The 23506-nt window shown below is 59.0% G+C and carries 23 protein-coding genes; 13 read left to right on the top strand and 10 right to left on the bottom strand.

The window, feature by feature from the left end; genetic code table 11:
* Window positions 1–126: 126 nt before the first annotated feature.
* Both ACR3EP_RS08830 and ACR3EP_RS08825 read left to right on the top strand, forming a co-directional pair.
* Complete coding sequence (locus tag ACR3EP_RS08830) at window positions 127–2418, top strand: xanthine dehydrogenase family protein molybdopterin-binding subunit (protein ID WP_480637369.1); 2292 nt, start codon at window positions 127–129, stop codon at window positions 2416–2418.
* Complete coding sequence (locus ACR3EP_RS08825; RefSeq protein WP_170362536.1) at window positions 2396–3472, top strand: DUF2235 domain-containing protein; 1077 nt, start codon at window positions 2396–2398, stop codon at window positions 3470–3472. Before ACR3EP_RS08830 ends, ACR3EP_RS08825 begins: the two co-directional genes overlap by 23 nt.
* Window position 3473: 1 nt before the next feature.
* On the opposite strand, the gene ACR3EP_RS08820 is transcribed toward ACR3EP_RS08825, so the two are convergent.
* Both ACR3EP_RS08820 and ACR3EP_RS08815 read right to left on the bottom strand, forming a co-directional pair.
* Window positions 3474–4118 (bottom strand): NUDIX hydrolase, encoded by a 645-nt coding sequence (locus ACR3EP_RS08820; protein WP_217354400.1) that lies wholly within the window; start codon window positions 4116–4118, stop codon window positions 3474–3476.
* 5 nt (window positions 4119–4123) lie between these two features.
* A complete protein-coding gene (locus tag ACR3EP_RS08815; protein ID WP_170414445.1) occupies window positions 4124–4699 on the bottom strand; it encodes a GcrA family cell cycle regulator in 576 nt (191 codons plus the stop codon).
* 126 nt (window positions 4700–4825) lie between these two features.
* Between ACR3EP_RS08815 and ACR3EP_RS08810 the strand changes: the two genes are divergently transcribed.
* A complete protein-coding gene (locus tag ACR3EP_RS08810; protein ID WP_170362588.1) occupies window positions 4826–5629 on the top strand; it encodes an ABC transporter permease in 804 nt (267 codons plus the stop codon).
* A gap of 42 nt (window positions 5630–5671) precedes the next feature.
* Here ACR3EP_RS08810 and ACR3EP_RS08805 read toward each other — a convergent pair whose 3' ends face one another.
* The gene (locus tag ACR3EP_RS08805; protein ID WP_480637366.1) at window positions 5672–6553 is read right to left on the bottom strand and encodes a DMT family transporter; all 882 of its coding nucleotides are present in this window, start codon (window positions 6551–6553) and stop codon (window positions 5672–5674) included.
* A 292-nt stretch (window positions 6554–6845) separates the two neighbouring features.
* On the opposite strand from ACR3EP_RS08805, the gene ACR3EP_RS08800 reads away from it, so the two are divergent.
* Window positions 6846–8033, top strand: a complete 1188-nt coding sequence (locus ACR3EP_RS08800; protein WP_480637364.1) for an acetylornithine transaminase — start codon at window positions 6846–6848, stop codon at window positions 8031–8033.
* Between the two features lie 75 nt (window positions 8034–8108).
* The gene (gene argF / locus ACR3EP_RS08795; protein ID WP_480637362.1) at window positions 8109–9035 is read left to right on the top strand and encodes an ornithine carbamoyltransferase; all 927 of its coding nucleotides are present in this window, start codon (window positions 8109–8111) and stop codon (window positions 9033–9035) included.
* Here argF and ACR3EP_RS08790 read toward each other — a convergent pair.
* The gene (locus ACR3EP_RS08790; RefSeq protein ID WP_437440783.1) at window positions 9032–9628 is read right to left on the bottom strand and encodes a ferric reductase-like transmembrane domain-containing protein; all 597 of its coding nucleotides are present in this window, start codon (window positions 9626–9628) and stop codon (window positions 9032–9034) included. The genes argF and ACR3EP_RS08790 overlap by 4 nt on opposite strands.
* A gap of 8 nt (window positions 9629–9636) precedes the next feature.
* Window positions 9637–10125: a peptidase associated/transthyretin-like domain-containing protein gene (locus ACR3EP_RS08785; RefSeq protein ID WP_170414356.1), complete on the bottom strand. Its 489-nt coding sequence runs from the start codon at window positions 10123–10125 to the stop codon at window positions 9637–9639.
* A 186-nt stretch (window positions 10126–10311) separates the two neighbouring features.
* Between ACR3EP_RS08785 and ACR3EP_RS08780 the strand changes: the two genes are divergently transcribed.
* The 3 genes from ACR3EP_RS08780 to ACR3EP_RS08770 all read left to right on the top strand — a co-directional run bounded on the left by ACR3EP_RS08780 (window position 10312) and on the right by ACR3EP_RS08770 (window position 13283).
* A complete protein-coding gene (locus ACR3EP_RS08780; protein ID WP_480637360.1) occupies window positions 10312–11154 on the top strand; it encodes a phytanoyl-CoA dioxygenase family protein in 843 nt (280 codons plus the stop codon).
* Window positions 11155–11280: 126 nt separating this feature from the next.
* On the top strand, window positions 11281–12243 hold the full coding sequence (locus ACR3EP_RS08775) for a pirin family protein (RefSeq protein ID WP_480637358.1): 963 nt from the start codon (window positions 11281–11283) through the stop codon (window positions 12241–12243).
* Window positions 12244–12308: 65 nt separating this feature from the next.
* Entirely contained in the window at window positions 12309–13283 is a 975-nt protein-coding gene (locus ACR3EP_RS08770; protein WP_480637356.1) for a 2-dehydropantoate 2-reductase, read from the top strand.
* 6 nt (window positions 13284–13289) lie between these two features.
* On the opposite strand, the gene ACR3EP_RS08765 is transcribed toward ACR3EP_RS08770, so the two are convergent.
* From ACR3EP_RS08765 to hrpB, 3 genes are all read right to left on the bottom strand, one after another.
* Window positions 13290–14768 carry an inorganic phosphate transporter gene (locus tag ACR3EP_RS08765; protein WP_480637355.1) on the bottom strand — a complete coding sequence of 493 codons (1479 nt, stop codon included), beginning with the start codon at window positions 14766–14768 and terminating at the stop codon, window positions 13290–13292.
* A gap of 94 nt (window positions 14769–14862) precedes the next feature.
* Window positions 14863–15321: an NUDIX hydrolase gene (locus ACR3EP_RS08760; RefSeq protein WP_170351364.1), complete on the bottom strand. Its 459-nt coding sequence runs from the start codon at window positions 15319–15321 to the stop codon at window positions 14863–14865.
* A gap of 112 nt (window positions 15322–15433) precedes the next feature.
* A complete protein-coding gene (gene hrpB / locus ACR3EP_RS08755; RefSeq protein WP_480637353.1) occupies window positions 15434–17875 on the bottom strand; it encodes an ATP-dependent helicase HrpB in 2442 nt (813 codons plus the stop codon).
* A 205-nt stretch (window positions 17876–18080) separates the two neighbouring features.
* Here hrpB and meaB point away from each other — a divergent pair, with 205 nt between their 5' ends.
* The 5 genes from meaB (at window position 18081) to ACR3EP_RS08730 (ending at window position 22030) form a co-directional block, all read left to right on the top strand.
* Window positions 18081–19058, top strand: a complete 978-nt coding sequence (meaB, locus tag ACR3EP_RS08750; protein WP_170351482.1) for a methylmalonyl Co-A mutase-associated GTPase MeaB — start codon at window positions 18081–18083, stop codon at window positions 19056–19058.
* A 100-nt stretch (window positions 19059–19158) separates the two neighbouring features.
* The gene (locus ACR3EP_RS08745) at window positions 19159–20298 is read left to right on the top strand and encodes a Hint domain-containing protein (RefSeq protein WP_480637351.1); all 1140 of its coding nucleotides are present in this window, start codon (window positions 19159–19161) and stop codon (window positions 20296–20298) included.
* Window positions 20299–20474: 176 nt separating this feature from the next.
* A complete protein-coding gene (gene rpmB, locus ACR3EP_RS08740; RefSeq protein ID WP_170362546.1) occupies window positions 20475–20762 on the top strand; it encodes a 50S ribosomal protein L28 in 288 nt (95 codons plus the stop codon).
* Between the two features lie 402 nt (window positions 20763–21164).
* Window positions 21165–21515, top strand: coding sequence for a hypothetical protein (locus ACR3EP_RS08735; protein ID WP_480637349.1), 351 nt, complete (start codon window positions 21165–21167; stop codon window positions 21513–21515).
* A gap of 41 nt (window positions 21516–21556) precedes the next feature.
* Window positions 21557–22030 carry a copper chaperone PCu(A)C gene (locus ACR3EP_RS08730; RefSeq protein ID WP_170362548.1) on the top strand — a complete coding sequence of 158 codons (474 nt, stop codon included), beginning with the start codon at window positions 21557–21559 and terminating at the stop codon, window positions 22028–22030.
* Window positions 22031–22117: 87 nt separating this feature from the next.
* On the opposite strand, the gene ACR3EP_RS08725 is transcribed toward ACR3EP_RS08730, so the two are convergent.
* Together ACR3EP_RS08725 and ACR3EP_RS08720 are read right to left on the bottom strand one after the other, a co-directional pair.
* Entirely contained in the window at window positions 22118–22726 is a 609-nt protein-coding gene (locus tag ACR3EP_RS08725; RefSeq protein ID WP_170351359.1) for an HdeD family acid-resistance protein, read from the bottom strand.
* A gap of 60 nt (window positions 22727–22786) precedes the next feature.
* A complete protein-coding gene (locus ACR3EP_RS08720; protein ID WP_480637346.1) occupies window positions 22787–23482 on the bottom strand; it encodes an NAD-dependent deacylase in 696 nt (231 codons plus the stop codon).
* Window positions 23483–23506 lie beyond the last annotated feature (24 nt).

The raw sequence follows: 23506 nt of genomic DNA, 5'->3' as shown, positions 1-23506 counted from the left end.
TCATCAATCTTGGGTCAGCGCCTGCAATAACGAATGCGCAGGGGAAGGGGAAGGGTCTGCGGGTACTCTGGACAACGAACCGGTGCAGCCTAAAGTCGCCCCTACAGGCCGAGGCAGGAGCATCCAATGGACAAGTTCGGAAAAAGTCAGCCGGTCAAACGGACCGAGGATCAGCGGTTTCTAACCGGGAAGGGGCAGTACATCGACGATGCTGTGCCCGGCGACGCCCTGTTTGCGGCGTTTTTTCGCAGCCAGGTTGCGAATGGGCGGATCACCGCGCTGGATCTGGATGCCGCGCGTGAGGCGAATGGCGTGCGGCTGGTCATGGCGCTGGACGAACTGACTGAGGCCGGGATCGACACAGTTTTAAACGCGGCGCTTGTGTCGAACCGGGACGGCTCGAAAGCGGCGGCGCCGGATCGCCACATGCTGGCCAAGGACCGAGTGCGTTTTGTCGGTGAGCCGGTCGCGGTGGTCATCGCCGAAACGCAGATACAGGCCCGTGATGCGGCCGAGTTGATCTGGATGGAAACCGAGGATCTGCCCGCCAAGCTTGATTTGGAGGTGGGCGGCGAACCGCTGCACATCGAAGCTCCTGACAACCGTGCCTTTGACTGGGGCATGGGGGATGAGGCAGCGACCGAGGCGGCCTTTCAGGACGCCGCGCACAGAGTGCAACTGAACGTTGCGGATAACCGGGTGATCGTTACATCGATTGAGCCGCGCGGCTGTCAGGCTGCTTGGTTCGACGGGCGGCTGCACTTTGCCTATAGCGGGCAGGGCGTCTGGGCGATGCGCGGGCAATTGGCGCAGAAGCTGAAGCTGGAACCTGAATTCATTAGGGTCACCACGCCCGACGTGGGCGGTGGGTTTGGCATGAAGGTGATGCCGTATCCCGAGTATTTCTGTGTCGCCGTCGCCGCGGTGAAACTGGGCCAACCCGTTCACTGGATGTCGGACCGATCTGAGGCGATGCTGTCTGATCACCATGGGCGCGACCTGACTTCGCTGGCTGAGCTGGCTTTTGATGAAGACCACCGAATTACCGCTTACCGCGTGCATAGCAAGGTCAATCTTGGGGCCTATAACAGCCATTTCGGTCAGGCAATCCAGACAAATCTGTTCAGCAAAGTTCTGATGGGGGCCTATGATGTGCAGACCTCTTATCTGCGGGTCGAAGGGTTCTTTACCAACACAACGCAGGTGGACGCTTATCGCGGCGCTGGTCGGCCTGAGGCTATCTATGTGCTTGAACGGGCTATGGACCGCGCCGCGCGTGAATTGGGCGTCGATCCGTGGGAGTTGAGGCGCAAAAACTTCATCCGGCCTGAAGCTTTTCCTTACAAAACGACGACTGGTGAGGTCTATGACGTCGGCGATTTCGACATGGTCCTGAGCCGCGCGAGTGAACAGACATTAGGTTTTGCTGCCCGTAAGGCGGCTGATGCCGAACGCGGCCTGATCCGGGGGCAGGGCATCTGTTACTATATCGAAAGTATTTTGGGCGACCCTTCCGAGAACGCAAAGATCGCATTCTGCGAAGATGGCACCGTGAACCTCTATGTGGGGACGCAATCAAACGGCCAGGGCCATGAGACGGCCTATACCCAGTTTTTGTCGGATCAGATCGGAGTTCCGTTGGATCAGATCAATGTCATCCAGGGGGACAGCGATCAGTTACCTGCCGGAGGAGGGACAGGAGGATCGCGGTCCGTTACAGTCCAAAACACGGCCACCCTGGCCACAATCGACGTCATGATCGCCGCATTCGCGCCTTATCTGGCCGATAAGATGGGCGTCGAGGAGGCTGACGTGAATTTTGATCACGAAACATTCCGCGCGCCAGGGTCGAACCTGACGCCTACATTGATCGAAGCGGCCGAGATGGCCCGCGCCGATGGCCGAACCGATCTTCTGCAACATGAGGCGCGCATTACGCTGGACGCACGCAGTTATCCGAATGGCGCACATGTTGCCGAAATCGTTATTGATTGTTTCACCGGTGAAACATGGGTCGACCGCTACACCGTAGTTGACGATTTCGGCAATCTTATCAATCCGATGTTGGCCGAGGGGCAGGTACATGGCGGCGTGGCGCAGGGCATTGGTCAAGCCCTGTCCGAGCGTGTTGAGCATGATGCGCAGGGGCAACTGCTCACGGCTTCGTTGATGGACTACGCCTTGCCCCGTGCGTCTGAGATACCCATGATAAAGTTTACCTCGGCACCGGTTCCGTCAACTTCGAACCCAATGGGTATGAAAGGATGCGGAGAGGCCGGCACCGTGGGCGCGCTGGCCGCTGTGGCGAACGCGGTGCAGGACGCGCTTTGGGAACATGGGGTACGGCAGGCGGATATGCCATTCACACCCCTAAGAGTTTGGGAATTGCTGACGCATGGTTCTGTCACGGCTAAGTAAAAAGATACTTGGATGGCTCGGACGGCCTTTGCGGTCCGAACATTCGGCCGAGGCGCTTCACCGTGAACCTATTAGTCATGTCATTATCCTTGACGGCACCATGTCGACGTTGGAGCCGGGATTTGAAACTCATGCGGGTCAGACCTACCATCTGTGCCGCGAGATGGGCGGCAAGGTCTCGGTCTTTTACGAATCCGGTGTGCAGTGGGAAAGCTGGAAAACCTCTCTGGACGTGATGATGGGGCGCGGCATCAACCGGCAAATCCGGCGGGCCTATGGCTATCTGGCGTCACGCTACAAACCTGGTGATAAGATATTTTTCATCGGCTATTCGCGCGGCGCTTACGGCGTGCGCAGCCTTGCGGGCGTGATCGACATGATCGGTCTGCTCAAGGCCGAACACGCGACCGAGCGCAACATCAAGCAGGCCTATCGCCACTATGAATGTACGCCTAGCGGCGAGGCAGCCTGTGAGTTCCGCCAAAAATTCTGTCATGACGAGCTCGCAATTGAAATGATCGGTGTCTGGGACACCGTCAAGGCGTTGGGCCTGCGTCTTCCGCTGCTGTGGCGCTGGGCCGAAGATAAGCACGCGTTTCACAACCATGAACTTGGCCCCGCCACCCGGCATGGCTATCACGCTATGGCGCTGGACGAGACGCGCGAGGTGTACGAGCCGGTTCTGTGGAAATGTACGCCCGAGTTTAAGGGCCACGTTGAACAGGTCTGGTTCCGTGGAACACATGGTGACGTGGGCGGGCAATTGAACGGGTTTGAAGAGGCGCGTCCCCTCAGCAATATTTCCCTGATCTGGATGCTGGACAAGGCCGAGCAGCATGGATTGCCGCTGCCCGAAGGTTGGCGCGACCGGTTCCCAACTTCAACTACTGCAACTTCGGTCGGGACCTGGCGGGGGTGGGGCAAGGTTTTCTTGCTGCGCAAGCATCGCAAAGTCGGGATGGACCAGTCCGAGCAACTGCATGTCTCGGTCGCCCCCGATGAACTGCCGGGTTGGGTACCGATGCCGGATTCGTCCTCGCACCCGGCGCAATAGGTCAATCGAACAGAGTTTGGGATTGGTCTGTTGAATGGGCGCGGAACGCTGCTGTGACATCCGCGTGAATATTTCGTGCCAAAGATAGTGCAGGTATTTTGTCCGGGGGAAAGAAGGCCGCGTCGCTGGTCTCGGCACCCGGCTGCGGGGCGTCCGTGCCATCCTCATCGCACAGGAAGAAAAGTTTATAAAAATCTCGCGAATCCGGCGGGTAGGGATGCCGTGCCTTGTGGCGCAGAGCATAGAGGTGTCTGGCACGGACCTGCAGCCCAGCCTCTTCCCAGACTTCACGTTCCATATTTTCCGCTGGAGAGCTGCCAATGTCCGCAAAACCACCCGGCATGGCCCACAGCCCGTCCAGTCGTTCGCGGACCAGCAGAATGTGGCCATCACGGATTACAGCGCCGCGAATGTCGATGCTGGGCGTGGCATAACCACCAGCATGATCCGAGATCAGCCCCTCGATCCGCGATAGAGGCACCCGGCCCAAATCGGCCAGCATGGCGCGGGCCATGGCTGCGATCTCGTCATAGCGTTCGCGATCAAATGGGTCTTTGGTGAAATGCTGGCCGGTTTCGGCCAGCGCCAACAAGCGTTTTGCCCGTTTCAGCCAGGCATCCTCCAGTGCAGTCGGATCCTGGCGCATCTTCCTTACCGCCGACGGTCGCGGCGCGAGCTCATGGGTTGGAAGGCCACGCCCACATGCGCCTCGCAATAGGGTTTGCCGGCTTCCACAGGCAGGCCGCAGAACCAAAAATCCTCAGTCGCAGGGTCGCCGACAGGCCATTTGCAGGTCTTCTCGGTCAGTTCCATCAACGTCAGTTTCTTAGCCTTCTTCTCGATCTCATTGACCTTGGCCAAAGCCTCGGGGCTGATTTCGTTGGCCGAAGGCTGCGGTGGCAGCGGCTGACCAGCCGGAATGATCTGGCGGCGGGCAGGCACAGCGGGCTTGGCCTCGGCCGCAGGTGCGGGGGCCGGGCGGGCCGGTTCGGTTTTGGGTGTCGGTTTCGGCTTGGCCTCGGCCTTGGGCGCGGGGGTCGGTTTTTCCTTGGGCTCGGCCTTGGCCGGGGATGCACCGGTGGCACGGTTCGACAGGCCCAGACGGTGCACCTTGCCGATTACGGCGTTGCGGGTCACCCCACCCAGTTCCTTGGCGATCTGGCTGGCCGACTGGCCTTCGCCCCACATTTTCTTCAGCAGCTCTACACGCTCGTCAGTCCAGGACATCATTTGCCTTTCAAAAGCGGAAAGCGGCCCCGGATTCGGGCCGCCTTGGGAAATCGTCTCAGCCCCCTATTCTAATCACTGCGCCCCGAGTTACAAGCAGTCTTCGAATCAGGTTGAGGTCAGATGATGCGGATACCCCTTGAGCAGAACGAACACCGTTTCGGAGCGGTTAACTGGATGGGTCTTTTTACGTTGGCTCAGCGCGAAACATTGCGTTTTCTGGCGGTCTGGACCCAGACCCTGTTGGCGCCGCTGGTGACCGCAGGTCTGTTTCTGCTGATCTTCAACATCGCTATTGGCCCCAGCCGACCCGACGTGATGGGGGTGCCGTTCCTGACATTTCTGGCGCCGGGTATCATGATGATGACCGTGATTCAGAATGCTTTTGCCAACACCTCGTCTTCGATGGTGATTGCCAAGGTACAGGGCAACATTGTTGATACGTTGATGCCACCACTGTCTCCGTTGGAAATTCTATTGGGCTATCTGGCGGGAGGCATCGTGCGTGGTGTTCTGATCGCCTGTGTGGTTGCCGTTGCGCTGGCGCTGGTGCTGGGGCTGGTGCCGCGGAACCCGTTGATTGCGCTGCTGTTTGTTGTTCTCGGCGGTGCTTTCATGGGGGCGTTGGGCCTGTTTGCGGGAATATTTGCCAACAAGTTCGATCAAATGGCGGCGATTACCAATTTCATCGTCACGCCGCTGGCCTTCCTGTCGGGTACATTCTATTCGGTCGAGGCATTGCCACCTGTTCTCAACCGCCTCAGCCACGTGAACCCGGTATTCTACCTGATTGATGGGTTGCGAAATGGCATGATCGGGGTGTCTGACAGCTCTCCCGCACTGGGTTTCGCGGTTTGCAGTGGCGCAACGTTGATTGTCTGCGCCATTACCTGGCAGATGCTGCGAAAGGGATACAGGCTGAAAGCATGACGGTGCAGGTTTTGGATCCCGCAATCCCAAAAAAACGCCTAGCTAGGCGGTTCTGACGCGTGCCTCGCGCCAGACAAGGATTAGTCCGCCCGTCAGAATGATTGCAGAACCGATTTGGCTAACCACATCCGGGATAACGCCAAACACCGCAAAGTCATAGAGGGCGGCAAAGATCAGTGTGGCATAGCTGATTGGCGCCACAAAGGATGCATCCGCGCGCGCCATCCCGTTGACGAAACAGGCTTGGGCACAGGCCATCAGCACCCCGATTGCCACCAGCGCGATCCATTGTTCGGGCGTTGGCATCTGGAACACAAAGCTGACCGCGACCGAGGCGATGGTCAGCCCCATCGCGTTGTTGATCAACAGAATCTGGATGGGAATTTCACGGCCCGAAAGCTTTTTGATAAAGATCAGCTCCATCCCGATCACAGCCGCCGCCGTCAGGGCAAGCAACGCCGCAGGTTGGAAGCTGGCCGGTGTCGGGCGTAGCAGGATCAATGCACCGGTCAGAGCAACAGCAGCGGCCAGCCAGCGCCACGGCCCAACGCCCTCTTTCAACAGCGGGATGGCCAGGACCATGCCAAAGACGGGGTTCAAAAAGGAAATCGCAGTGGCATCCGAGATCGGGATGAACGCGACCGAGGCGAACATCAGCGTAATCCCCACCCAGCCAAAGCTCGTCCGCCCAATATGCAACCCCCAATGCGGGCGGCTTAACCGTGGGCGCAAAACGCCCACCGCGCTGACGATCACCAGAAACGCGAACAGGAACCGTCCGTGGCTGATCTGCATCGGATGCAACGCCGGGCCTAAGGTATCCGTCCCCAACGCTTTGGCCAGAAGTGTGGTGGCGGCCAGAAAGGCGCTGGCGGTGACGATCAGCAAAGCCGCAAGGGCAGGGTTCTGGCGCGCGGGTGTCATGACCCAGCGGTGCGTCACTGCGCCCTAAATGGCAAGCGATAAAAGCTGAGTTTCAAAGTGAAGTTTCTGATTTTGGAAATTCGGGGTTTTCAGAGGTCAAACACCCGGCTATACGGCCCCGCATGATCAAACACGCACATATCCTGCGACTCCGACGCCGACGCATTACTGCGTAACCAGCCTGTTTGACCCATTGCGCGCTGTAAATCCGCGCAAAGCCCACCAAATCTGTTGACGAATCCGGCCTTCGTGTATCACTCACGGGGCTTAACCTAACGAAAAGGATGATCCGATGATCCCGTCCGTTCTGCCGACCTATAATCGCGCGCCCCTGACTTTCGTGAAGGGCGAAGGCGCCTGGCTGACCGAGGCGGATGGCCGACGTTTCCTTGACCTAGGTGCCGGGATTGCGGTGAACGCGCTTGGCCACGCACATCCGGCGCTGGTCAACGCGCTGACTGAACAAGCGCACGCACTTTGGCATGTCTCGAACCTGTACAACATCCCGCAGCAGCAAGCGTTGGCGGATAAGTTGGTTGAACATACCTTCGCCGATACGGTTTTCTTCACAAACTCGGGCACGGAATCCTGTGAGCTGGCCGTGAAAATGGCCCGCAAGTATTTCTATGACAAGGGGCAACCCGAACGGGTCGAGATCATTACCTTTGACGGCTCGTTCCATGGCCGGTCGTCGGCTGGTATCGCGGCGGCCGGATCTGAAAAGATGACCAAGGGCTTTGGCCCGCTGTTGCCCGGGTTCGTGCATGTCACATTCGGCGATCTTGACGGCGTTACCAATGCGATCACGGACAAGACCGCCGCGATCCTGATCGAACCGATTCAGGGTGAGGGTGGCATTCGTCCGGTGCCCGACGTGGAACTCAAGGCCCTGCGCCAGATCTGCGACGACAACGGCCTGTTGTTGATTTTGGATGAGGTGCAATGCGGCGTTGGCCGCACCGGCAAGCTGTTTGCCCACGAATGGGCAGGTATTACCCCCGATATTATGATGGTTGCCAAAGGCATCGGCGGCGGCTTCCCCTTGGGCGCGGTGCTGGCCACCGAAGACGCGGCCAGCGGTATGACCGCGGGTACCCATGGCTCGACTTATGGGGGCAACCCTCTGGGCTGCGCCGTGGGTTGCGCGGTAATCGATCAGGTGGCAACGCCTGCTTTCCTTGAAGGCGTGAACCGCAAGGCGGGGATGCTGCGCCAGAAGCTCGAAGGCCTGATCGCCGATCACCCCGACGTGTTCGAAGAGGTGCGCGGTACGGGCCTGATGCTGGGCTTGAAATGCAAGGCGACCAATACCGATGTGGTTAACGCGGGCTATGACAATGAGGTCATCACCGTTCCCGCCGCCGACAATGTCATCCGCCTGTTGCCGCCCCTGACGCTGACCGAGGATGACATTGCTCAGGCCATGATCCGCCTCGACAAGGCTGCCGCACAAGTCGAAGCCAGCCTCGAATCCGCGTAATCCTCATCTTTTTCTAAATACTCCGGGGGGCCGGGGGCAGCGCCCCCGGCGACCGACAGCCAAAAGCGAAACGATATGAACCATTTCCTCGATATCCACAAAACCGATGCAGGCGATCTGCGGACGATGATTGATCAGGCCGGCGAAATGAAACAGGCCCGTCTGGGTCGCCCCAAAGCCGCGCAGGATGATGATCAGCCGCTCAAGGACCGCATGGTCGCACTGATCTTTGAAAAACCCTCGACCCGAACGCGCGTGTCCTTCGATGTGGGCGTACGGCAGATGGGCGGGCAGACCATGGTGTTGTCGGGTAAGGACATGCAACTGGGCCACGGCGAAACCATCGCCGACACGGCCCGTGTCCTTTCGCGTTATGTCGACATGATCATGATCCGGACGTTCGATGAAACCATCCTGACCGAGATGGCTGAATATTCCAACGTGCCGGTGATCAACGGCCTGACCGACCGTACGCATCCCTGCCAGATCATGGCTGACGTGCTGACTTTTGAAGAACATCGCGGGCCGATCAAAGGAAAAAAAGTGGTCTGGACCGGAGACGGCAACAACGTCTGCGCCTCGTTCCTGCATGCGGCGGGCCAGTTTGGATTCGATCTGACCTTCACCGGTCCCGCTCAGTTCGATCCCGAGGAAGAATTCATGGGGTTCGCCCGTCAGAAGGGTTCGAAAATCGTGGTCGAGCGTGACCCTTACAAAGCGGTGGAAGATGCCGATCTGATCGTGGCCGATACTTGGGTCTCGATGCACGATTCCCAATCGGCCAAAGAGCGTCGTCACAACCTGCTGCGCCCCTATCAGGTGAATACCGAGTTGATGTCTCATGCCAAGCCGGATGCGCTGTTCATGCATTGCCTGCCTGCGCACCGCGAGGAAGAGGCGACATCCGAGGTCATGGACGGACCGAACTCGGTAATCTTTGACGAAGCTGAAAACCGTCTGCATGCCCAAAAGGCGGTCATGCGCTGGTGTCTGGGCGTTTAACTGCGCCGCCGGATATCCCACACACGCAATCTGGCGAGCGTTCGGACGCTCGCCAACAGAACCAGAACGCAGAGGGCGGTTTTGGTCATGATCTCCATCGTCCCTTCAATCAGCATCGCATGCACGACACTGCCGACAATGGTTATGGCGGCTAACCCTGTGTGACCCAGCCTCCAGATACGGTACCGCGGGGCCAGACGCTGCCGAAAGATGCCCAGACAGGCGGCAGCGAAGGCGGCCCACATCGCAACGACGCCCCAGGCTGAAAACGGGGTGGGTGAGACGAGCAGCAACGCATCCACAACATCCGGGGGGCTGGTGATCCACAAGCCGCCCACATGCACCACAAGGGCGATGATCAGAGTGATGCCAACCCGTCGATGCCAGCGCCGGCTGGCCAAAGGCAGTAATCCAGCCAAGTCGCGCCCGGCCAGCAAGGGTTGCAGCAACAACAGCCCCATACTCAGCACTCCGGCAAACCCGGCCACGATGTAGACTGGGTCGCGCCACGCCAATAAAGGGCTATGCGCCGCCGCAATCAGCGGCACAGCTATGGCGGCGATCACAGCCGCCCAGATCAAAAGGCTGCGGATCACGTAAATCAGGCGGGTTGCAGGACGAAATGCGCGGCAAGGGTCTGGTCTTTTGAACTTGCCATGATCGGACGCAGGAATACCGTCTCAAACTCGCCGCTGTCATAGGCCAGATGCCCGTGCGGCTGGCCAAAGGCGGGCACGATCTGCGGCATCTCCAACCGGAACTCACCATTGGCGTCGGTCAGTGTAGCACCATGGCTTTGCGGATCCCGCTCATGCCCTTCGGTTGTGTGAGCCCAGATTTGGATACGTTGGCCGGGCAGAGGGGCACCGTCCCCAGCCCGCCGCACAGTGCCGGTCATCCAGAACCCACCGCCGCCGATCCGCTCGACGATGGGTGCGCCGGGGCGGTAGTTGTTCGACCCACCGCGCATGGACCGTGTCGGGGCCAGCCCGGCGGCGCGTGCGGGCATCCGCAAGCCCGAACCGCCAGTGACCAGAGCAGCCCCGCCCAGCGCCATTACGGATCTACGAGACAAGTGTGAATTCGTCATGTCGGGACCTCCTGCAAGGTAACATCCATAGCAACCTGAGCGCGCCACAGCGCAAAGATAGCACGGTTCAGATCAATTCCGAGGCGATCTTCACCACTCTGTGATCACCCCAAGCCCCAGCGAATTTCTTTGACCCTGTGCTGGTTGCGGTGCCATCGTCGGTATAACGATGCGAAAGGCTGAAAAATGGACAAGACACAATCGGTTTCGCCCGACGAAATTGCAGCCTTCAAGCGGGACGGTGCCGTTGTGCTGCGCTCGAAATTCTCGGAACATTGGTTGGACTTGTTGCGCGAAGGTATCAGTGCGGACCTGGCCAACCCGACCGACAATTTCACTCGTCACACCAAGGACCCAGACGCCCCTGCTTATTTCGAGGATTTCTGGGCGTGGAACAAGATTCCGCAATTTAGGGATTTCGTGCATCACTCGCCGTGCGCCCCACTGGCTGCGGGTTTATTGGATGCGCCGTCGATCAACCTTGTGATGGATAACTGGTTCCTGCGTGAGGCCGGATCGACCTCGCGCCCACCCTTTCATCAGGACCTGTCCTATTTCGATTTCGAAGGCACTATGTGCGTCCTTTGGCTGCCTCTTGAACCGGTGACTAAAGAAAACGGCATTGCCTTCGTCAAAGGCTCGCATCTGTGGGACAAGCTGTTCATGCGGGTTCGGTTTGCGGATGGTCATCCCAGTCTTGGGTCCACTGAGGTCGCAGGCCGAACGTATCACCAGCCCCCGGATATCAACGCCGATCCCGGCGCCTATGACTTGTTGCAGTGGGATATGGAATTAGGGGATTGCATCTATTTCGATATGCGAACACTGCATGGTGGTCTGTCCTCGGTCACGCCGACGGAAACAGTGCGTCGGTTTAGCCTGCGGATGACAGCGCCGGACGGGATTATCCGATATCGCGGAGATTGGGCGAAAGACGAACGTGCGCAGTTCGAGGCCGCCGGTTACAGCGAAGGCGACCGCATCGACGGGCCGTTTTTCCCCCGGCTTTGGCCAAGAGAGGCACTTTGAGCAATGGGATGAAATAACATAACATCGAAATTGCACTTAATCTGTGCGAAATGGCGAATACTCAAGCTGAAAATACCGTGTATTCTGCGATGGTGAACGCAACTACCTGATCGCAGGAGCGCAGCAATGAGTTGGAACCCGACCCAAAGCCTCGAATCTCTGTCACACAACACGGCGCTGGACACATTGATCATTCCGCGCGCTCGTGATCTGGGCGGGTTCGAAGTACGTAGGGCGCTGCCCTCGAGTAAACGGCAGCTGGTTGGGCCATTCATCTTTTTTGACCAAGTAGGTCCAGCCGAATTCCTGACTGGTGACGGCATCGACGTCCGACCACACCCGCATATCGGTCTTGGGACGGTGACGTATCTCTATCAAGGAGAGTTCGAGCATCGCGACAGTCTTGGCACGCATCAAATGATTTACCCCGGCGAGGTCAACTGGATGGTTGCCGGGCGCGGGGTGACTCATTCCGAAAGGACCAGTCAGAAGACACGAGACAAGAAACACAGCCTGTTCGGCATCCAGACCTGGATAGCATTGCCCGAAGCGCATGAGGATATGGCTCCGGATTTCGAGCATCACAAGCAAGGTGCGCTGCCACATATTCAGGACCAAGGTGTCAGCGCCCGTTTAATCCTGGGGTCAGCTTATGGTGAAACCAGCCCGGTTACGATGCTGTCCGAGACCTTCTATCTGGACGTGCGACTTGATCCCGGCGCGTCGTTTCCTTTGCCGGATGACCATGAAGACCGGGGTGTTTATGTCACCCAAGGTTCCGTCGAGATCGCAGGCGATACGTTCACACAGGGCCGTATGATGGTGTTCCGCCCCGGCGATCCCCTTTCGGTCAAGGCTGGGCCGCAAGGCGCGCGGTTGATGCTGCTGGGCGGGACGACATTGAACGAAGAGCGCTATATCTGGTGGAATTTCGTGTCATCCTCGAAGGAAAAGATCGAGGCCGCCACGCGTGAATGGAAAACCGCCGATTGGGCGAAAGGTGCGTTCCACCTGCCGCCGGGTGATGATCAAGAGTTCATACCGATCTCGGATGAACTGGAGCGTACTCGACTAAGACGCGCGCGCTGACCGCGCGTCAGGGGGCCTTGTCCGTGCCCTCGTTCCCGGCGATCCTTTGCGCCAGGAGGGATGTCATGAAAATCGTGATTGCGGGTGCAGGCAGTATCGGATGCTATTGCGGGGCATTGTTGGCGCATTCAGGGCATGACGTTACCCTTTTGGGCCGTCCACGCATATTAGATCCGATCCAAGAACAAGGACTGACGATTTCGGATTTTTCGGGCCTGACCCGGCATGTGGCCGCGCAAGATTTGACCCTGACCGAAGATGCAACCTGCCTGGCCGGTGCCCAGGTCGTCATCGTGACCGTTAAATCAGGTGCCACAGCGGAAATGGCTGCGCAGATCGCGGAATACACGCCCATCTCAATTCCGGTGGTATCGTGGCAAAACGGTATGGAAAACGCCCGTACTTTGCGCATGGTTCTGTTAGAGCATGACGTGCGCGCCGGAATGGTGCCGTTCAATGTGGTGCCGACTGAACCGGCCAGCTTTCATCGCGCCACTTCTGGTGAGATCGTCATCCAAAGCGGTCCCGGTGCGCTGGGTCAGAAGCTGAGTAGCGCTGACATGCCGGTTGTGGAAAGCGATGATATCGAAGCGGTCCAATGGGGTAAGCTGGTAATCAACCTCAACAACGCGCTGAATGCGCTGTCGGGGCTGACGTTGAAAGATCAACTACTGGACCGGAACTGGCGACGCCTGATGGCGGATCAGATGGCCGAGGCTCTGATGGTGTTGAACGCTGCGAGCCATCCGGTCGCTTCGACTACTCCGCTGCCTGCATGGATGACGCCGCATATCCTGCGCCTGCCAACGCCGATCTTTTCCAGGATCGCCGCGCGAATGCTGACCATTGACCCCAGCGCGCGCACCTCGATGGCCTATGATCTGATGGCAGGTCGCCCGACTGAAATCGACAGTCTTCAGGGTGAGATCATTCGCCTGGGCGCGCAATTCGGCGTCGAAACCCCGATCTGCGCCAAGATACGAGATTTGATCGAGGACGCGCCTAAAAACGCGATTTCTGTGGATCAAATTGCGTCTTAGGCCGGATTAGGCGAAGGCCGTCAGGATTAGAAATATTGTCGCTGACATCGCCGCGGCTGCGGGGACCGTGATCACCCAGGCGGCCACGATGGTCATGAAGTGTGAACGCCGCACCAGCTTGCGGCGCTGATGCTCTTCCCGGGCCAGCCGCTGTTCGACCGGGCGCTGGCGGTTGGAGTGTTTCCACCGGCGATCTGAATGCCATTCGCGATAGAAACCAACCCCAAACACGCCGCCTACGGCAATATGAGTTGAGCTGACCGGCAGGCCAAGCCAGCTGGCCACGATAACGGTAATGGCTGCGGACAGCGCCACGCAGAAGGCCCGCATTGGGTTCAGTTTGGTGATCTGACTACCGACCATGCGGATCAATTTGGGCCCGAATAGAAACAGGCCGAACGAAATTCCAAAGGCTCCGATCACCATGACCCAGTTGGGGATCGCAACTTTTGCGGCAAAGTCGCCGAATTCCGCTGCGTGTACGATAGCGGCCAGGGGGCCGACCGCGTTGGCCACGTCATTGGCGCCATGCGCAAAGCTGAGGAATGTGGCCGAGATGACCAACGGCAGGCCAAACAGAGTTTTCAGTGATTTGGTGCGGTTTTCCATCCCCTCGGATTTGTGCCGTACCCAGGGCACCGTGACCGACCAGACCAGGAACCCCGTTGCAAGGCCGATCAGCAGGGCCACCTCAAGCTCAATCTTCACGATCCGCTTAAGACCCTTAACGGCCAGATAGGTGGCAAACGCCGCAGCCATTACGGCCACAAGGATCGGAAGCCAGCGCCGTGCAGCCGCTATTTTATCGTCCTGATATTGAATCTTGGCTTTGATCAGTGCCAGAAACCCAGCCGCGATCAAGCCACCCAATACTGGCGAGATTACCCAGCTTGCGGCAATCGCGCTCATTGTGCTCCAGTTGACGGCGCTCAGGCCCGCTGCGGCGATGCCGGCCCCCATCACGCCGCCGACAACCGAGTGCGTCGTTGACACCGGTGCCCCGACCCATGTGGCCAGGTTGACCCATAAGGCCGACGAAATCAGCGCAGCCATCATTGCCCAGATGAATACATTGCTGGTTTGAACCGAGGCCGGATCGATGATCCCCTTAGAGATGGTCGAAACGACATCTCCGCCTGCCAACAGGGCACCGGCGCTTTCGGCAATGGCGGCGATGACGATAGCACCACCCATGGTCAGGGCGTTGGCACCAACCGCGGGCCCCATGTTGTTGGCCACGTCATTGGCACCGATATTGATCGCCATATAGGCCCCAAAGGCGGCTGCCGCAGCAACGATCAGGCCGCCATCCGCCAGCCCGAACACTATCGCCGCCGACAACCCGGCCAGCGCAATAAAGGTCAGTGAAATACCAGGGGCCAACAGCGGGCGCGCCACATGGGCGTTGGCATTCTCAACGCGCGAGATACGGTGAAGGTCGCTGTCCAGAGCCTGCCAGCGGGATTTCGAGGTCAAATTCGACATGATCTTTTTTCAAGCAGCCAGTGCATTTCGGCACGCGGCTAGACGGTTTCCCCCCTCGGGACAACAGTTATGTTATCAATTTTTTGCGAAATTATCACACTTGCAGCAGCAAATCGCGCAATTCCGGCTCGTTAACACGATCAGCCGCAGTTGAGGGCGAAACCCAGACCCGCTCGCGTTTGCCAGCTTCGGGAAAGTCATCTTCCAGATCCTGAACATCAACCCGATAGACACTGGTCAGAACGGGATAGGCCGTGCCATCGTTCAGGATTTTATCGTAAGTATAGTGCCCGATCGGTTCCTTGGAGGGGTTCGGCGCGCGCACGCCTGCTTCCTCCCACGCCTCCTGCAGTGCAGTTTCGGCACCGTCCATGCCATCAACCGGCCAACCTTTGGGAATGATCCAGCGCCCGGTGTCGCGACTTGTGATCAATAGAACCTCTGGTCCGCTTGGGGTTTCACGGGTGCAAAGGGCTGCAAACTGCACCCGTTGCGGGCGCAGGAAAATTGGTCGGGCGACCTCGTCCCAGATTTTTCGCAGCCATTTCGTCATTGGTCGATCGATCCTGTGCTTTTCTTGCCTGAAACGTCGGCACATAACAGTGAAATAGGGCTGGTACAAACAATTGCCTGAACCAACTCTATCACAAATGTCGGGGTCGTGGTTATTTCCGCCGTTTGGCGCGCAGGGTTGGGTCGGCCTGTGTCGGGTCTTCGGGCCAGGGATGCTTGGGGTATTGCGCGCGCATATCCTTGCGAACATCGGCGTAAGAGCCCGCCCAGAATCCTGGTAGATCACGGGTGATCTGGATCGGTCGTTGCGCAGGAGAAAGCAGGGTAATTTTCAACGCCTCGCCCCCCACAACCGGATGCTGCGTTACGCCAAACAACTCTTGCAGGCGCACGGAAATCTCAGGCACCGCGCCGCCATAATCAATCGGCACCTTTCGGCCCAGCGGTGTTTCGAACGATCCGGGCGCGCGGCGATCCAGTTCTTGCGTCTGGATCCAGTCTAGCCGGGCGCGCAGAGCGGGCAGCAGGTCAAACCGCTTCCACTCTTCGGCGTTGCGTACGCCCGAGAGCATGGGCAGCAGCCAGTCCTCAAGCGACTCTGTCAGCCCTTCGATGGTAAAGTCAGGCAGATCAGCCCCTTCGGCCCGCACCAATTCAACGCGCGCCGCCAACCGCGCCGCCGCTCCGTCCAGACGCAATCCAAGATCGCGCACGCCATCCAGCATGGCCTGCGCCACGGCATCGTCCGGCACGTCCTTCCACAGACGGTCGCTTAGCGTGATCGCGCCGAACCTTTCCTGTTTGCGCGCCACCACCCGGCGGTCGCGTTTTGACCAGGCGCAGCTGTCGACCCAGCTGATTTGCCCGGCAAACAGATCGCGGATTTCGCCTTCGCTGATCTGGGCGGCCATGCGCACCCGTGCTTCGCGCGGATTACCGTCTGTGTCCGTGACCACCAGATAAGGTGCCGCGGCCAGCGTATCGCCGCTGTCCAGCACCACCCCTTTGCCGCCTGACAGAACATAGCGGGGAACGTCGCCTTTGCGGCGCTGTCCGATGCGGTCGGGATAGGCCGACGCGGCCATGGCGGCGGGGCTCAGATCACTGGCCTTGCCCTTGGTACGCAGACGTTTGGTTTCGGCTTTGATCCGATCCACTGCGCCCGCATTCACTTGCCAGACGCGGTTGCGTTGAAACGCGCGGATGTCGCGCAGCGCCTCTAGTCGCAGCAAAAGGTCTGACGGCGCGCCCTTTAGCGGATCGCGTTCGGCCATCAATGCGGCCAAAGTGGCGGCACCGGAACCGGCAGACACCAACATATGACCCAGGCGCGGATGCAGGGGCAGGGCAGCCAGGGCGCGCCCGTGTTCGGTAATCCGCCCCTTGGCATCCAGCGCCCCCAGCATCGTCAGCAGAGCCTTTGACTCGGCCATCGTGCCTTCGGGCGGCGGTGTCAGAAAGGCCAGATCGCCCGGTTCGGCACCCCACAGCGCCAGTTCCAATGCCAAACCTGTCAGGTCCGCGGCCTCGATCTCGGCCGGAGGGTAAGCAGACAACGCACCTTCTTCACCCTTGGACCACAACCGATAGCACTTGCCCTCTGCCACGCGGCCTGCGCGACCGGCGCGCTGGGTGGCTTCGGCGCGGGTTACACGCTCGGTTACCAAACGGGACATGCCCGAACCGGGATCGAACCGCGCCCGTCGCGCTTGCCCCATATCAACCACGACCCGAATGTCGGGAATGGTCAGTGAGGTTTCGGCAATCGACGTGGCCAACACCACTTTGCGCCCTTGATCCATCGGCGCAATCGCAGCGCGCTGGGCGGCAAAAGGCATGGCCCCGAACAGGGGACGCAGCACGCAGTTCTCCGGCAAGCGCGCGGACAAGGCGGCCTCGGCCCGGCGAATTTCACCCTCACCTGGCAAGAACACCAACACCCCGCCGCCGGTTTTGCGCGTGTCCCTTTCAGCCTGAACAACCAGATCGACCAGAGCGTCCAGCCGCCGTGCCTGCGCCCCCAAAGGGCGGTCCAGCCAGTGTGTTTCGACCGGAAAACTGCGCCCTTCGGAGGTGACCAACGGCGCGCCTATCAACCGTCCAACCGGCTCGGCATCCAACGTTGCCGACATGGCCAGTAGCATCAGGTCATCCCGCAGAGCGCCGGTGACTTCCAAACAAAGGGCCAATCCCAGATCGGCGTTCAGGGATCGTTCGTGGAATTCGTCGAAAATCACGGCGTCCACACCCGGTAAGTCGGGATTGGATTGCAACATCCGGGTCAGAATGCCTTCGGTCACGACCTCGATCCGGGTTGATTTTGAAACCTTGGCTTCGCCCCGCACCCGATAACCTACGGTCTCACCCGCGCGTTGGCCCAAAGTGTCGGCCATCCTTTCGGCAGCAGCGCGCGCGGCCAATCTGCGCGGCTCCAACATCACGATCTTGCCTTCGCACAAGCCCGCCTCGAGTATCGCCAGGGGAACTCGTGTTGTTTTACCTGCCCCCGGAGGGGCCTGAAGAACAGCGCGGCCGGAACTCTTGAGGGCCGCAAGCAGGTCTGGGATGGCGTCTTCAATGGGCAGTCGTGTCATGCGGGCTTTATCCGCCAACGAAACGGCAAGGTCCAGTTCCGCCATGTGCGCGGCGCGAACAGGAGTAGCGCAACCGCTAACAGCGGAGGAACGGCAACACATGGGTGCGAATAATTGGTGTGCGGCGTATTTCCGCAGCGGTCCAGTCTGGACAAACAGTTTGTCGGGGCGGCAAGTAGTCGTGCCGCAACACATCGAGGATGAAATGGACATAGACAGCCTGAGCGACAGGATTTTGAACGGTGAGCGGCGCGCACTTGCCCGCGCCATCACTCTGGTCGAAAGCGGCCGTGAGGATCACCGGGCACAGGCGACCGAATTGCTGGCGCATCTGGCCAAATCCAAACGGCAATCGCTGCGCATAGGCTTGTCAGGAACGCCAGGGGTCGGCAAATCCACCTTTATCGAGAGTTTTGGCATGATGCTGATCGCCCAAGGGCTGCGGGTGGCGGTGCTGGCGGTGGACCCTAGCTCGTCCCGCTCCGGAGGCTCGATTCTGGGCGACAAGACCCGGATGGAACGTCTGAGCCGCGAGAGAAACGCCTTTATCCGCCCATCCCCCAGCCAGTCGCATCTGGGTGGAGTGGCCCGACGTACGCGCGAGGCGATTGCCCTGTGCGAGGCTGCCGCATTCGATGTGGTGCTGATCGAAACCGTGGGTGTGGGTCAGTCAGAAACCGTTGTGTCCGAAATGTCCGACCTGTTCCTGTTGCTGCTGGCCCCAGCGGGCGGAGACGAATTGCAAGGCGTCAAGCGCGGCATCATGGAAATGGCCGACATGATTCTAATTAACAAGGCAGACGGAGATCTGAAGCCTACAGCCATCCGCACCTGCGCTGACTATGCCGGAGCGCTGCGCCTGTTGCGAAAGCGCCCGCAGGACCCCGAGACCTTTCCCAAGGCTATGACAGTGTCGGCGGTGGAAGAACACGGCTTGGAAGACGCGTGGTCCGAAATGCAATCGCTGACTGATTGGCGGCGAGAAGCTGGCCATTGGGAGGCCAATCGAACCAATCAAGCGCGATATTGGTTCGATCAAGAGGTCCGGCATGCCCTGTTGGCCCGGCTCGAAACACCACAGGCGCGTGCGATGATGGATCGTTTCAGCACTCAGGTAGGTGAAGGTGTCCTTAGCCCATCGATCGCGGCCAAACAAATGCTGACTGAATTGGCGGCAGACTAACCGGCCGGGCAGAGTGGCGCGTTCATCATTTGTCGTGTAAGATCGACGCGAATGCAATTTTGAGTTGTGCGATTGGCCCAGGCGACAGGAACCGTCGAACATGCCCGATATCAACGGGACGAATAACGACGACGACATTGAAGTCACCGACAATACCGGTTCTTTAAACGGGACAACGGTACCCGGACCAATTGACAATATTCGCGCCAGACAGGGCGATGACGACGTAACCGTTACCAACAGTACGATTTCCGGTTCCGTGCGGGGCAATCGCGGAGACGACGATATCGTTATCACCGGCAGTACTGTGGTCGGGCAAGTGAATGCCGGAATTGATGATGATACGGTCAACCTTCAGGGATCTACCGTTGGTGATGTTCGGCTGGGGCAGGGCAACGACACCCTGAACATCAACAGCACAAACGTTACAGGCGACGTTCGCGGTGGCGGTGGAACGGACAGCTTGAACCTGCCCGTTGGCACGGTCGTCACCGACGATACGTTTGGAACTTTCACAGTTGAGGAAGGCGTTTCCTACTCGGTCTCAAGCGGCACTTTTATCCTGCCGTCGAACCTACCGTCTGGGCCGTCCGTCTCTTATCAGGCATTCGAGAACGGAACAGGGGTTCCATGCTTCACACGCGACACTGAGATTTTGACACGATCCGGCCCCGTGCTTATCCAAGATCTCTGCACCGGTGACATGATTGAGACACTGGGTAAGGGGTTGCAACAGATTCGCTGGATCGGGAGGCGACGCTTTGATCTGGACGGATTGAAGAGGAATCCCAAGCTTTATCCCATTCGAATTCTGGCAGGGGCGCTGGGCGGCGGTTTTCCAAGTCGGGACTTATTGGTTTCGCGACAGCATCGGATGCTGGTCCAGTCCCCCATTGCCCAACGCATGTTCGACGAACGCGAAGTGCTGATTCCCGCTATAAAGCTAACAGCCTTGCCCGGTATTTTCGTGGACGAAGACGTCACATCGGTTGAGTACTACCATCTGCTTTTCGATCAACATCAGGTCATCTTTGCCGAAGGCGCGCCGACAGAAAGCCTGTTTACAGGGCCCGAGGCGCTGAAAACTCTGAGTTCTGAGGCCCGCCGCGAGATTTTTGAGATATTTCCTGAGCTGATCGAAAAGAAACTGACACCGCGACCCGCCCGCTATATTCCGCGCGGACGGCAGCAGTCGCATCTGTTGGAACGCCATCGCAAGAACAAAAAACCGCTTTTGTAGGCGTGTATCCAACCGCCCGGTGATGCCTGAGCAAAGATTTCGCGCGATCTGTCTTGACCCTTCTGGCGATTCCCACTACACGCATCCAACCAGTTTTCGGGCGCGACTTCGGGTTGCGCCCCTTGTGATTTGGCCGCTGGCATCATGCCCGGCCTCCAGAAACAAAGGAAGAAACCATGTCGCGCCGTTGCGAACTGACCGGAAAAGGCCCGATGACTGGCAACAATGTCAGCCACGCCAAAAACAGAACTCGTCGTCGTTTTCTGCCGAACCTGAACGACGTTACCCTGCAGTCCGAAACCCTGGGCCGTGGCGTCAAGCTGCGCATCTCGGCGGCTGCACTGCGCTCGGTCGACCACCGTGGTGGTCTGGATGCGTTCCTGGCCAAAGCCAAAGATGACGAACTGTCGGCAAACGCGCTGAAAGTGAAAAAGGAAATTGCCAAGGCACAAGCCACGGCGTAAACCCTTTTCCCTTCAAAGAATTCAACCCTGTACCGCAAGGTGCAGGGTTTTTTCTTGCGCGGCCTGCTCCTGAACTGGAATTAAATTTTCAACCACGGTGATATTGTTCACATACCCTGCGCCAGGACTGTTTTATGTTTAGTCATATTCATCTGGCGGAGTTTACCCCCATGTCTTTAAAATTGTCTGATTTCCTCTCCCTGTTGGCTGCCTTTTTTGGCAAGACGTTTGGGACATGCTTTCGGATGCAACGACAGGTGAACAGGTTGCATACGAGCCTGACCAAAGGGTCCGTCAAACGTCCTGGCGTAGACAGCTGACACGAACCCAGTGGTTGCGGGTTTCAGGCGTATTCGATTGCGCTTGAAGCCCGCTTTAAGTCCGGCCTATATCAGGCGCAGGATGAAACCCGTTCTGAACAGATTTCTGCCTTTGGCGCTTTCGCTGCTTGTCATTCTGACAGGGCAGGGGGTGGCTGCATCGCGCGGAATGGACAGGGCGGTGGGGCAGATGGTGCTGTGTACAGGTACCGGCCCGGTGGTGGTCTATATGGACGCCGAAGGCCAGCCGACTCAACCCCCTCATTTCTGCCCTGAATACGCGCTGGCCCTTTTGGGGGCGGTCGTTGTCCCGGCAGCCGCCATGCCCGTTGCGCCAGAACAGGTTCAGCCCGCGCCTTTGCGCAAGGCAGGCAATCTGGTTGCCCTGCCGGTTCCCTTCAGACCGGCGCGCGCGCCTCCGGTTGTGATCTGAAGACACATTTTCTTTTAGACACTTATACAAGGAGAGGCGCGATGTCCCTCAAATCCAAACTTCTGATCACTCTGGTCGCTGCAACGCTGGCAACATCTGCTTTTGCACAGGATACAATTGCCGTTGATGACGCCTATGCGCGGTCCGCAGGCAAAGCAGCCAAGGCCGGTGCTGCCTTTATGATGATCAAAAACACGGGCGAGGCTGACGACCGGTTGATTGGCGTGGAATCCGATGCGTCTGCACGTGTTGAGCTGCATACCCACAAGATTGATGACAACGGCGTAGCTAAGATGATGCACGTCGAAGAAGGTTTTGTCATTCCAGCCGGTGAAACCCACATGCTGAAGCGCGGTGGCGACCATGTGATGTTCATGGGGCTGACTGCCCCATTCGAGCAAGGCGCGACCGTACCGGTGACGCTGATTTTTGAGAAGGCCGGAGAGATCGAGATCGAGGTGCCGGTTGATCTGGAACGTCAGGACGCCGGCGGCCACGGGACACATTCGAACTGAGGCTACGCCTGTCTTCAGGCCGCGCTGCGGCCCTCATCCATGCGTCAGGTCGGGCTTTGCCCGGCCTGTTGCCGTTTCCGGAGGTGGTTAGCGATTGACCACGCGCATGGCGACCCGGTCATGGGCGCGTTTGAACCGGGCCGTCAGCCAGAACATCACCGCCGAGAAGGCCAGGGCCCCGAAGGCAATGGCCCATCCCAGCGCCACCATTCCGCTGCCGGGCCAGAAGATCAGCACCAACCCGATCAGCAGCGCTATGACCCCGGAATTGCGCACTGAGGGCGCATCGGGGTGTTGATCCGACATTTGCCGCCATGCCATCAGCGAGCCAACGCCGATGATCAGGGCCCACGCCCCCAACAAGAAGAAGGTCAGCCGCGCCACGCCTTCGGGCCACAGGAGAAGTACCAGACCGATCAACAGGGCGCCGACCCCTACGCCCCCTATCAATCCACGCCGACCAAAGCCCAGCAAGGTCAAGCCACCATCCACGATCAGAAGCAGACCGACCAGACGCAACAGCAGTGAAATGCTGCCTGTCGGCCAGAACAGCGCAGCGATGCCCAGTGCCCCAGCGAAGATGCCGCGCAACAGGAACGTCCACCACAGTCCCGCGAGTTGATCGCCCAAAGCGTCGCGGCCGTCCAAAGTGCCATCCTCGAGGATTTCCTCGTGCGGGGATTGAGGGTCTGACATGATGCTCTCCCAGCTGGTTAGGCCTTCACTATAAACGGAAAATTCTGCCGGTGTCTGCTGTCATCTCGGGCTGAGCAAGCCATCTACCCAAGATGGGACTGTTTCCGTTGCGGGGCCGAGAATGACCTCATCAAAACTGGAGGCTCCGGTTGAAGGTTCGAGGTTCAGTTCGACCGTGCGGGCGCCGGATTGCAAGGCTTCATGAACGAAGGCGGCGGCTGGATAGACCTGACCCGAGGTGCCGATGGCAGCAAACAGGGTCGCTTCGGCCAGATGGTCGTAGATTGCGTCCATGTGATAGGGCATCTCGCCAAACCAGACCACATCCGGTCGCGCGGTGGCGGCACCGCAGGCAGGGCAGGGTTCGCCCACGGCCATCTCGGGTGGTGATGCCCAGCGGTGGCTGCATGCCGGGCAAAACGCTCCGGCCAACGTGCCATGCATGTGGATCACATGCTCGGCGCCGCCAGATTCGTGCAGGCTGTCGACGTTCTGAGTGACGATCACCACCTCGCCGGGAAAGTCCATTTGCAGCCGTGCCAGCGCGGCATGCGCAGCGTTAGATTTGGCCTTGGCAGCCTGTACGCGCCGGGCGTTGTAGAACCGGTGAACCAGAGCGGGATCGCGGGCGAAACCTTCGGGAGTGGCGACGTCCTCAATCCGGTGTTGTGCCCATAACCCGCCTTCATCGCGGAAGGTGCCCAACCCGCTTTCGGCAGAAATACCGGCCCCTGTCAGTATGACGATCTTTTCCATCTTTGCCCTTCGCGGTACACCTTG

Source organism: Ruegeria sp. BB10 (assembly GCF_056535725.1).
The sequence above is the reverse complement of the archived record's forward strand: the minus strand, read 5'-3'. Positions and strand labels throughout refer to the sequence as shown.

What these genes read in the sequence shown, in the direction of transcription:
- ACR3EP_RS08830 (WP_480637369.1), top strand. Translation starts at nt 127, where the DNA reads ATGGACAAGTTCGGAAAAAGTCAGCCGGTCAAACGGACCGAGGATCAG.
- ACR3EP_RS08825 (WP_170362536.1), top strand. Translation starts at nt 2,396, where the DNA reads ATGGTTCTGTCACGGCTAAGTAAAAAGATACTTGGATGGCTCGGACGG.
- ACR3EP_RS08820 (WP_217354400.1), bottom strand. Translation starts at nt 4,118, where the DNA reads ATGCGCCAGGATCCGACTGCACTGGAGGATGCCTGGCTGAAACGGGCA.
- ACR3EP_RS08815 (WP_170414445.1), bottom strand. Translation starts at nt 4,699, where the DNA reads ATGTCCTGGACTGACGAGCGTGTAGAGCTGCTGAAGAAAATGTGGGGC.
- ACR3EP_RS08810 (WP_170362588.1), top strand. Translation starts at nt 4,826, where the DNA reads ATGCGGATACCCCTTGAGCAGAACGAACACCGTTTCGGAGCGGTTAAC.
- ACR3EP_RS08805 (WP_480637366.1), bottom strand. Translation starts at nt 6,553, where the DNA reads ATGACACCCGCGCGCCAGAACCCTGCCCTTGCGGCTTTGCTGATCGTC.
- ACR3EP_RS08800 (WP_480637364.1), top strand. Translation starts at nt 6,846, where the DNA reads ATGATCCCGTCCGTTCTGCCGACCTATAATCGCGCGCCCCTGACTTTC.
- argF (WP_480637362.1), top strand. Translation starts at nt 8,109, where the DNA reads ATGAACCATTTCCTCGATATCCACAAAACCGATGCAGGCGATCTGCGG.
- ACR3EP_RS08785 (WP_170414356.1), bottom strand. Translation starts at nt 10,125, where the DNA reads ATGACGAATTCACACTTGTCTCGTAGATCCGTAATGGCGCTGGGCGGG.
- ACR3EP_RS08780 (WP_480637360.1), top strand. Translation starts at nt 10,312, where the DNA reads ATGGACAAGACACAATCGGTTTCGCCCGACGAAATTGCAGCCTTCAAG.
- ACR3EP_RS08775 (WP_480637358.1), top strand. Translation starts at nt 11,281, where the DNA reads ATGAGTTGGAACCCGACCCAAAGCCTCGAATCTCTGTCACACAACACG.
- ACR3EP_RS08770 (WP_480637356.1), top strand. Translation starts at nt 12,309, where the DNA reads ATGAAAATCGTGATTGCGGGTGCAGGCAGTATCGGATGCTATTGCGGG.
- ACR3EP_RS08765 (WP_480637355.1), bottom strand. Translation starts at nt 14,768, where the DNA reads ATGTCGAATTTGACCTCGAAATCCCGCTGGCAGGCTCTGGACAGCGAC.
- ACR3EP_RS08760 (WP_170351364.1), bottom strand. Translation starts at nt 15,321, where the DNA reads ATGACGAAATGGCTGCGAAAAATCTGGGACGAGGTCGCCCGACCAATT.
- hrpB (WP_480637353.1), bottom strand. Translation starts at nt 17,875, where the DNA reads ATGACACGACTGCCCATTGAAGACGCCATCCCAGACCTGCTTGCGGCC.
- meaB (WP_170351482.1), top strand. Translation starts at nt 18,081, where the DNA reads ATGGACATAGACAGCCTGAGCGACAGGATTTTGAACGGTGAGCGGCGC.
- ACR3EP_RS08745 (WP_480637351.1), top strand. Translation starts at nt 19,159, where the DNA reads ATGCCCGATATCAACGGGACGAATAACGACGACGACATTGAAGTCACC.
- rpmB (WP_170362546.1), top strand. Translation starts at nt 20,475, where the DNA reads ATGTCGCGCCGTTGCGAACTGACCGGAAAAGGCCCGATGACTGGCAAC.
- ACR3EP_RS08735 (WP_480637349.1), top strand. Translation starts at nt 21,165, where the DNA reads ATGAAACCCGTTCTGAACAGATTTCTGCCTTTGGCGCTTTCGCTGCTT.
- ACR3EP_RS08730 (WP_170362548.1), top strand. Translation starts at nt 21,557, where the DNA reads ATGTCCCTCAAATCCAAACTTCTGATCACTCTGGTCGCTGCAACGCTG.
- ACR3EP_RS08725 (WP_170351359.1), bottom strand. Translation starts at nt 22,726, where the DNA reads ATGTCAGACCCTCAATCCCCGCACGAGGAAATCCTCGAGGATGGCACT.
- ACR3EP_RS08720 (WP_480637346.1), bottom strand. Translation starts at nt 23,482, where the DNA reads ATGGAAAAGATCGTCATACTGACAGGGGCCGGTATTTCTGCCGAAAGC.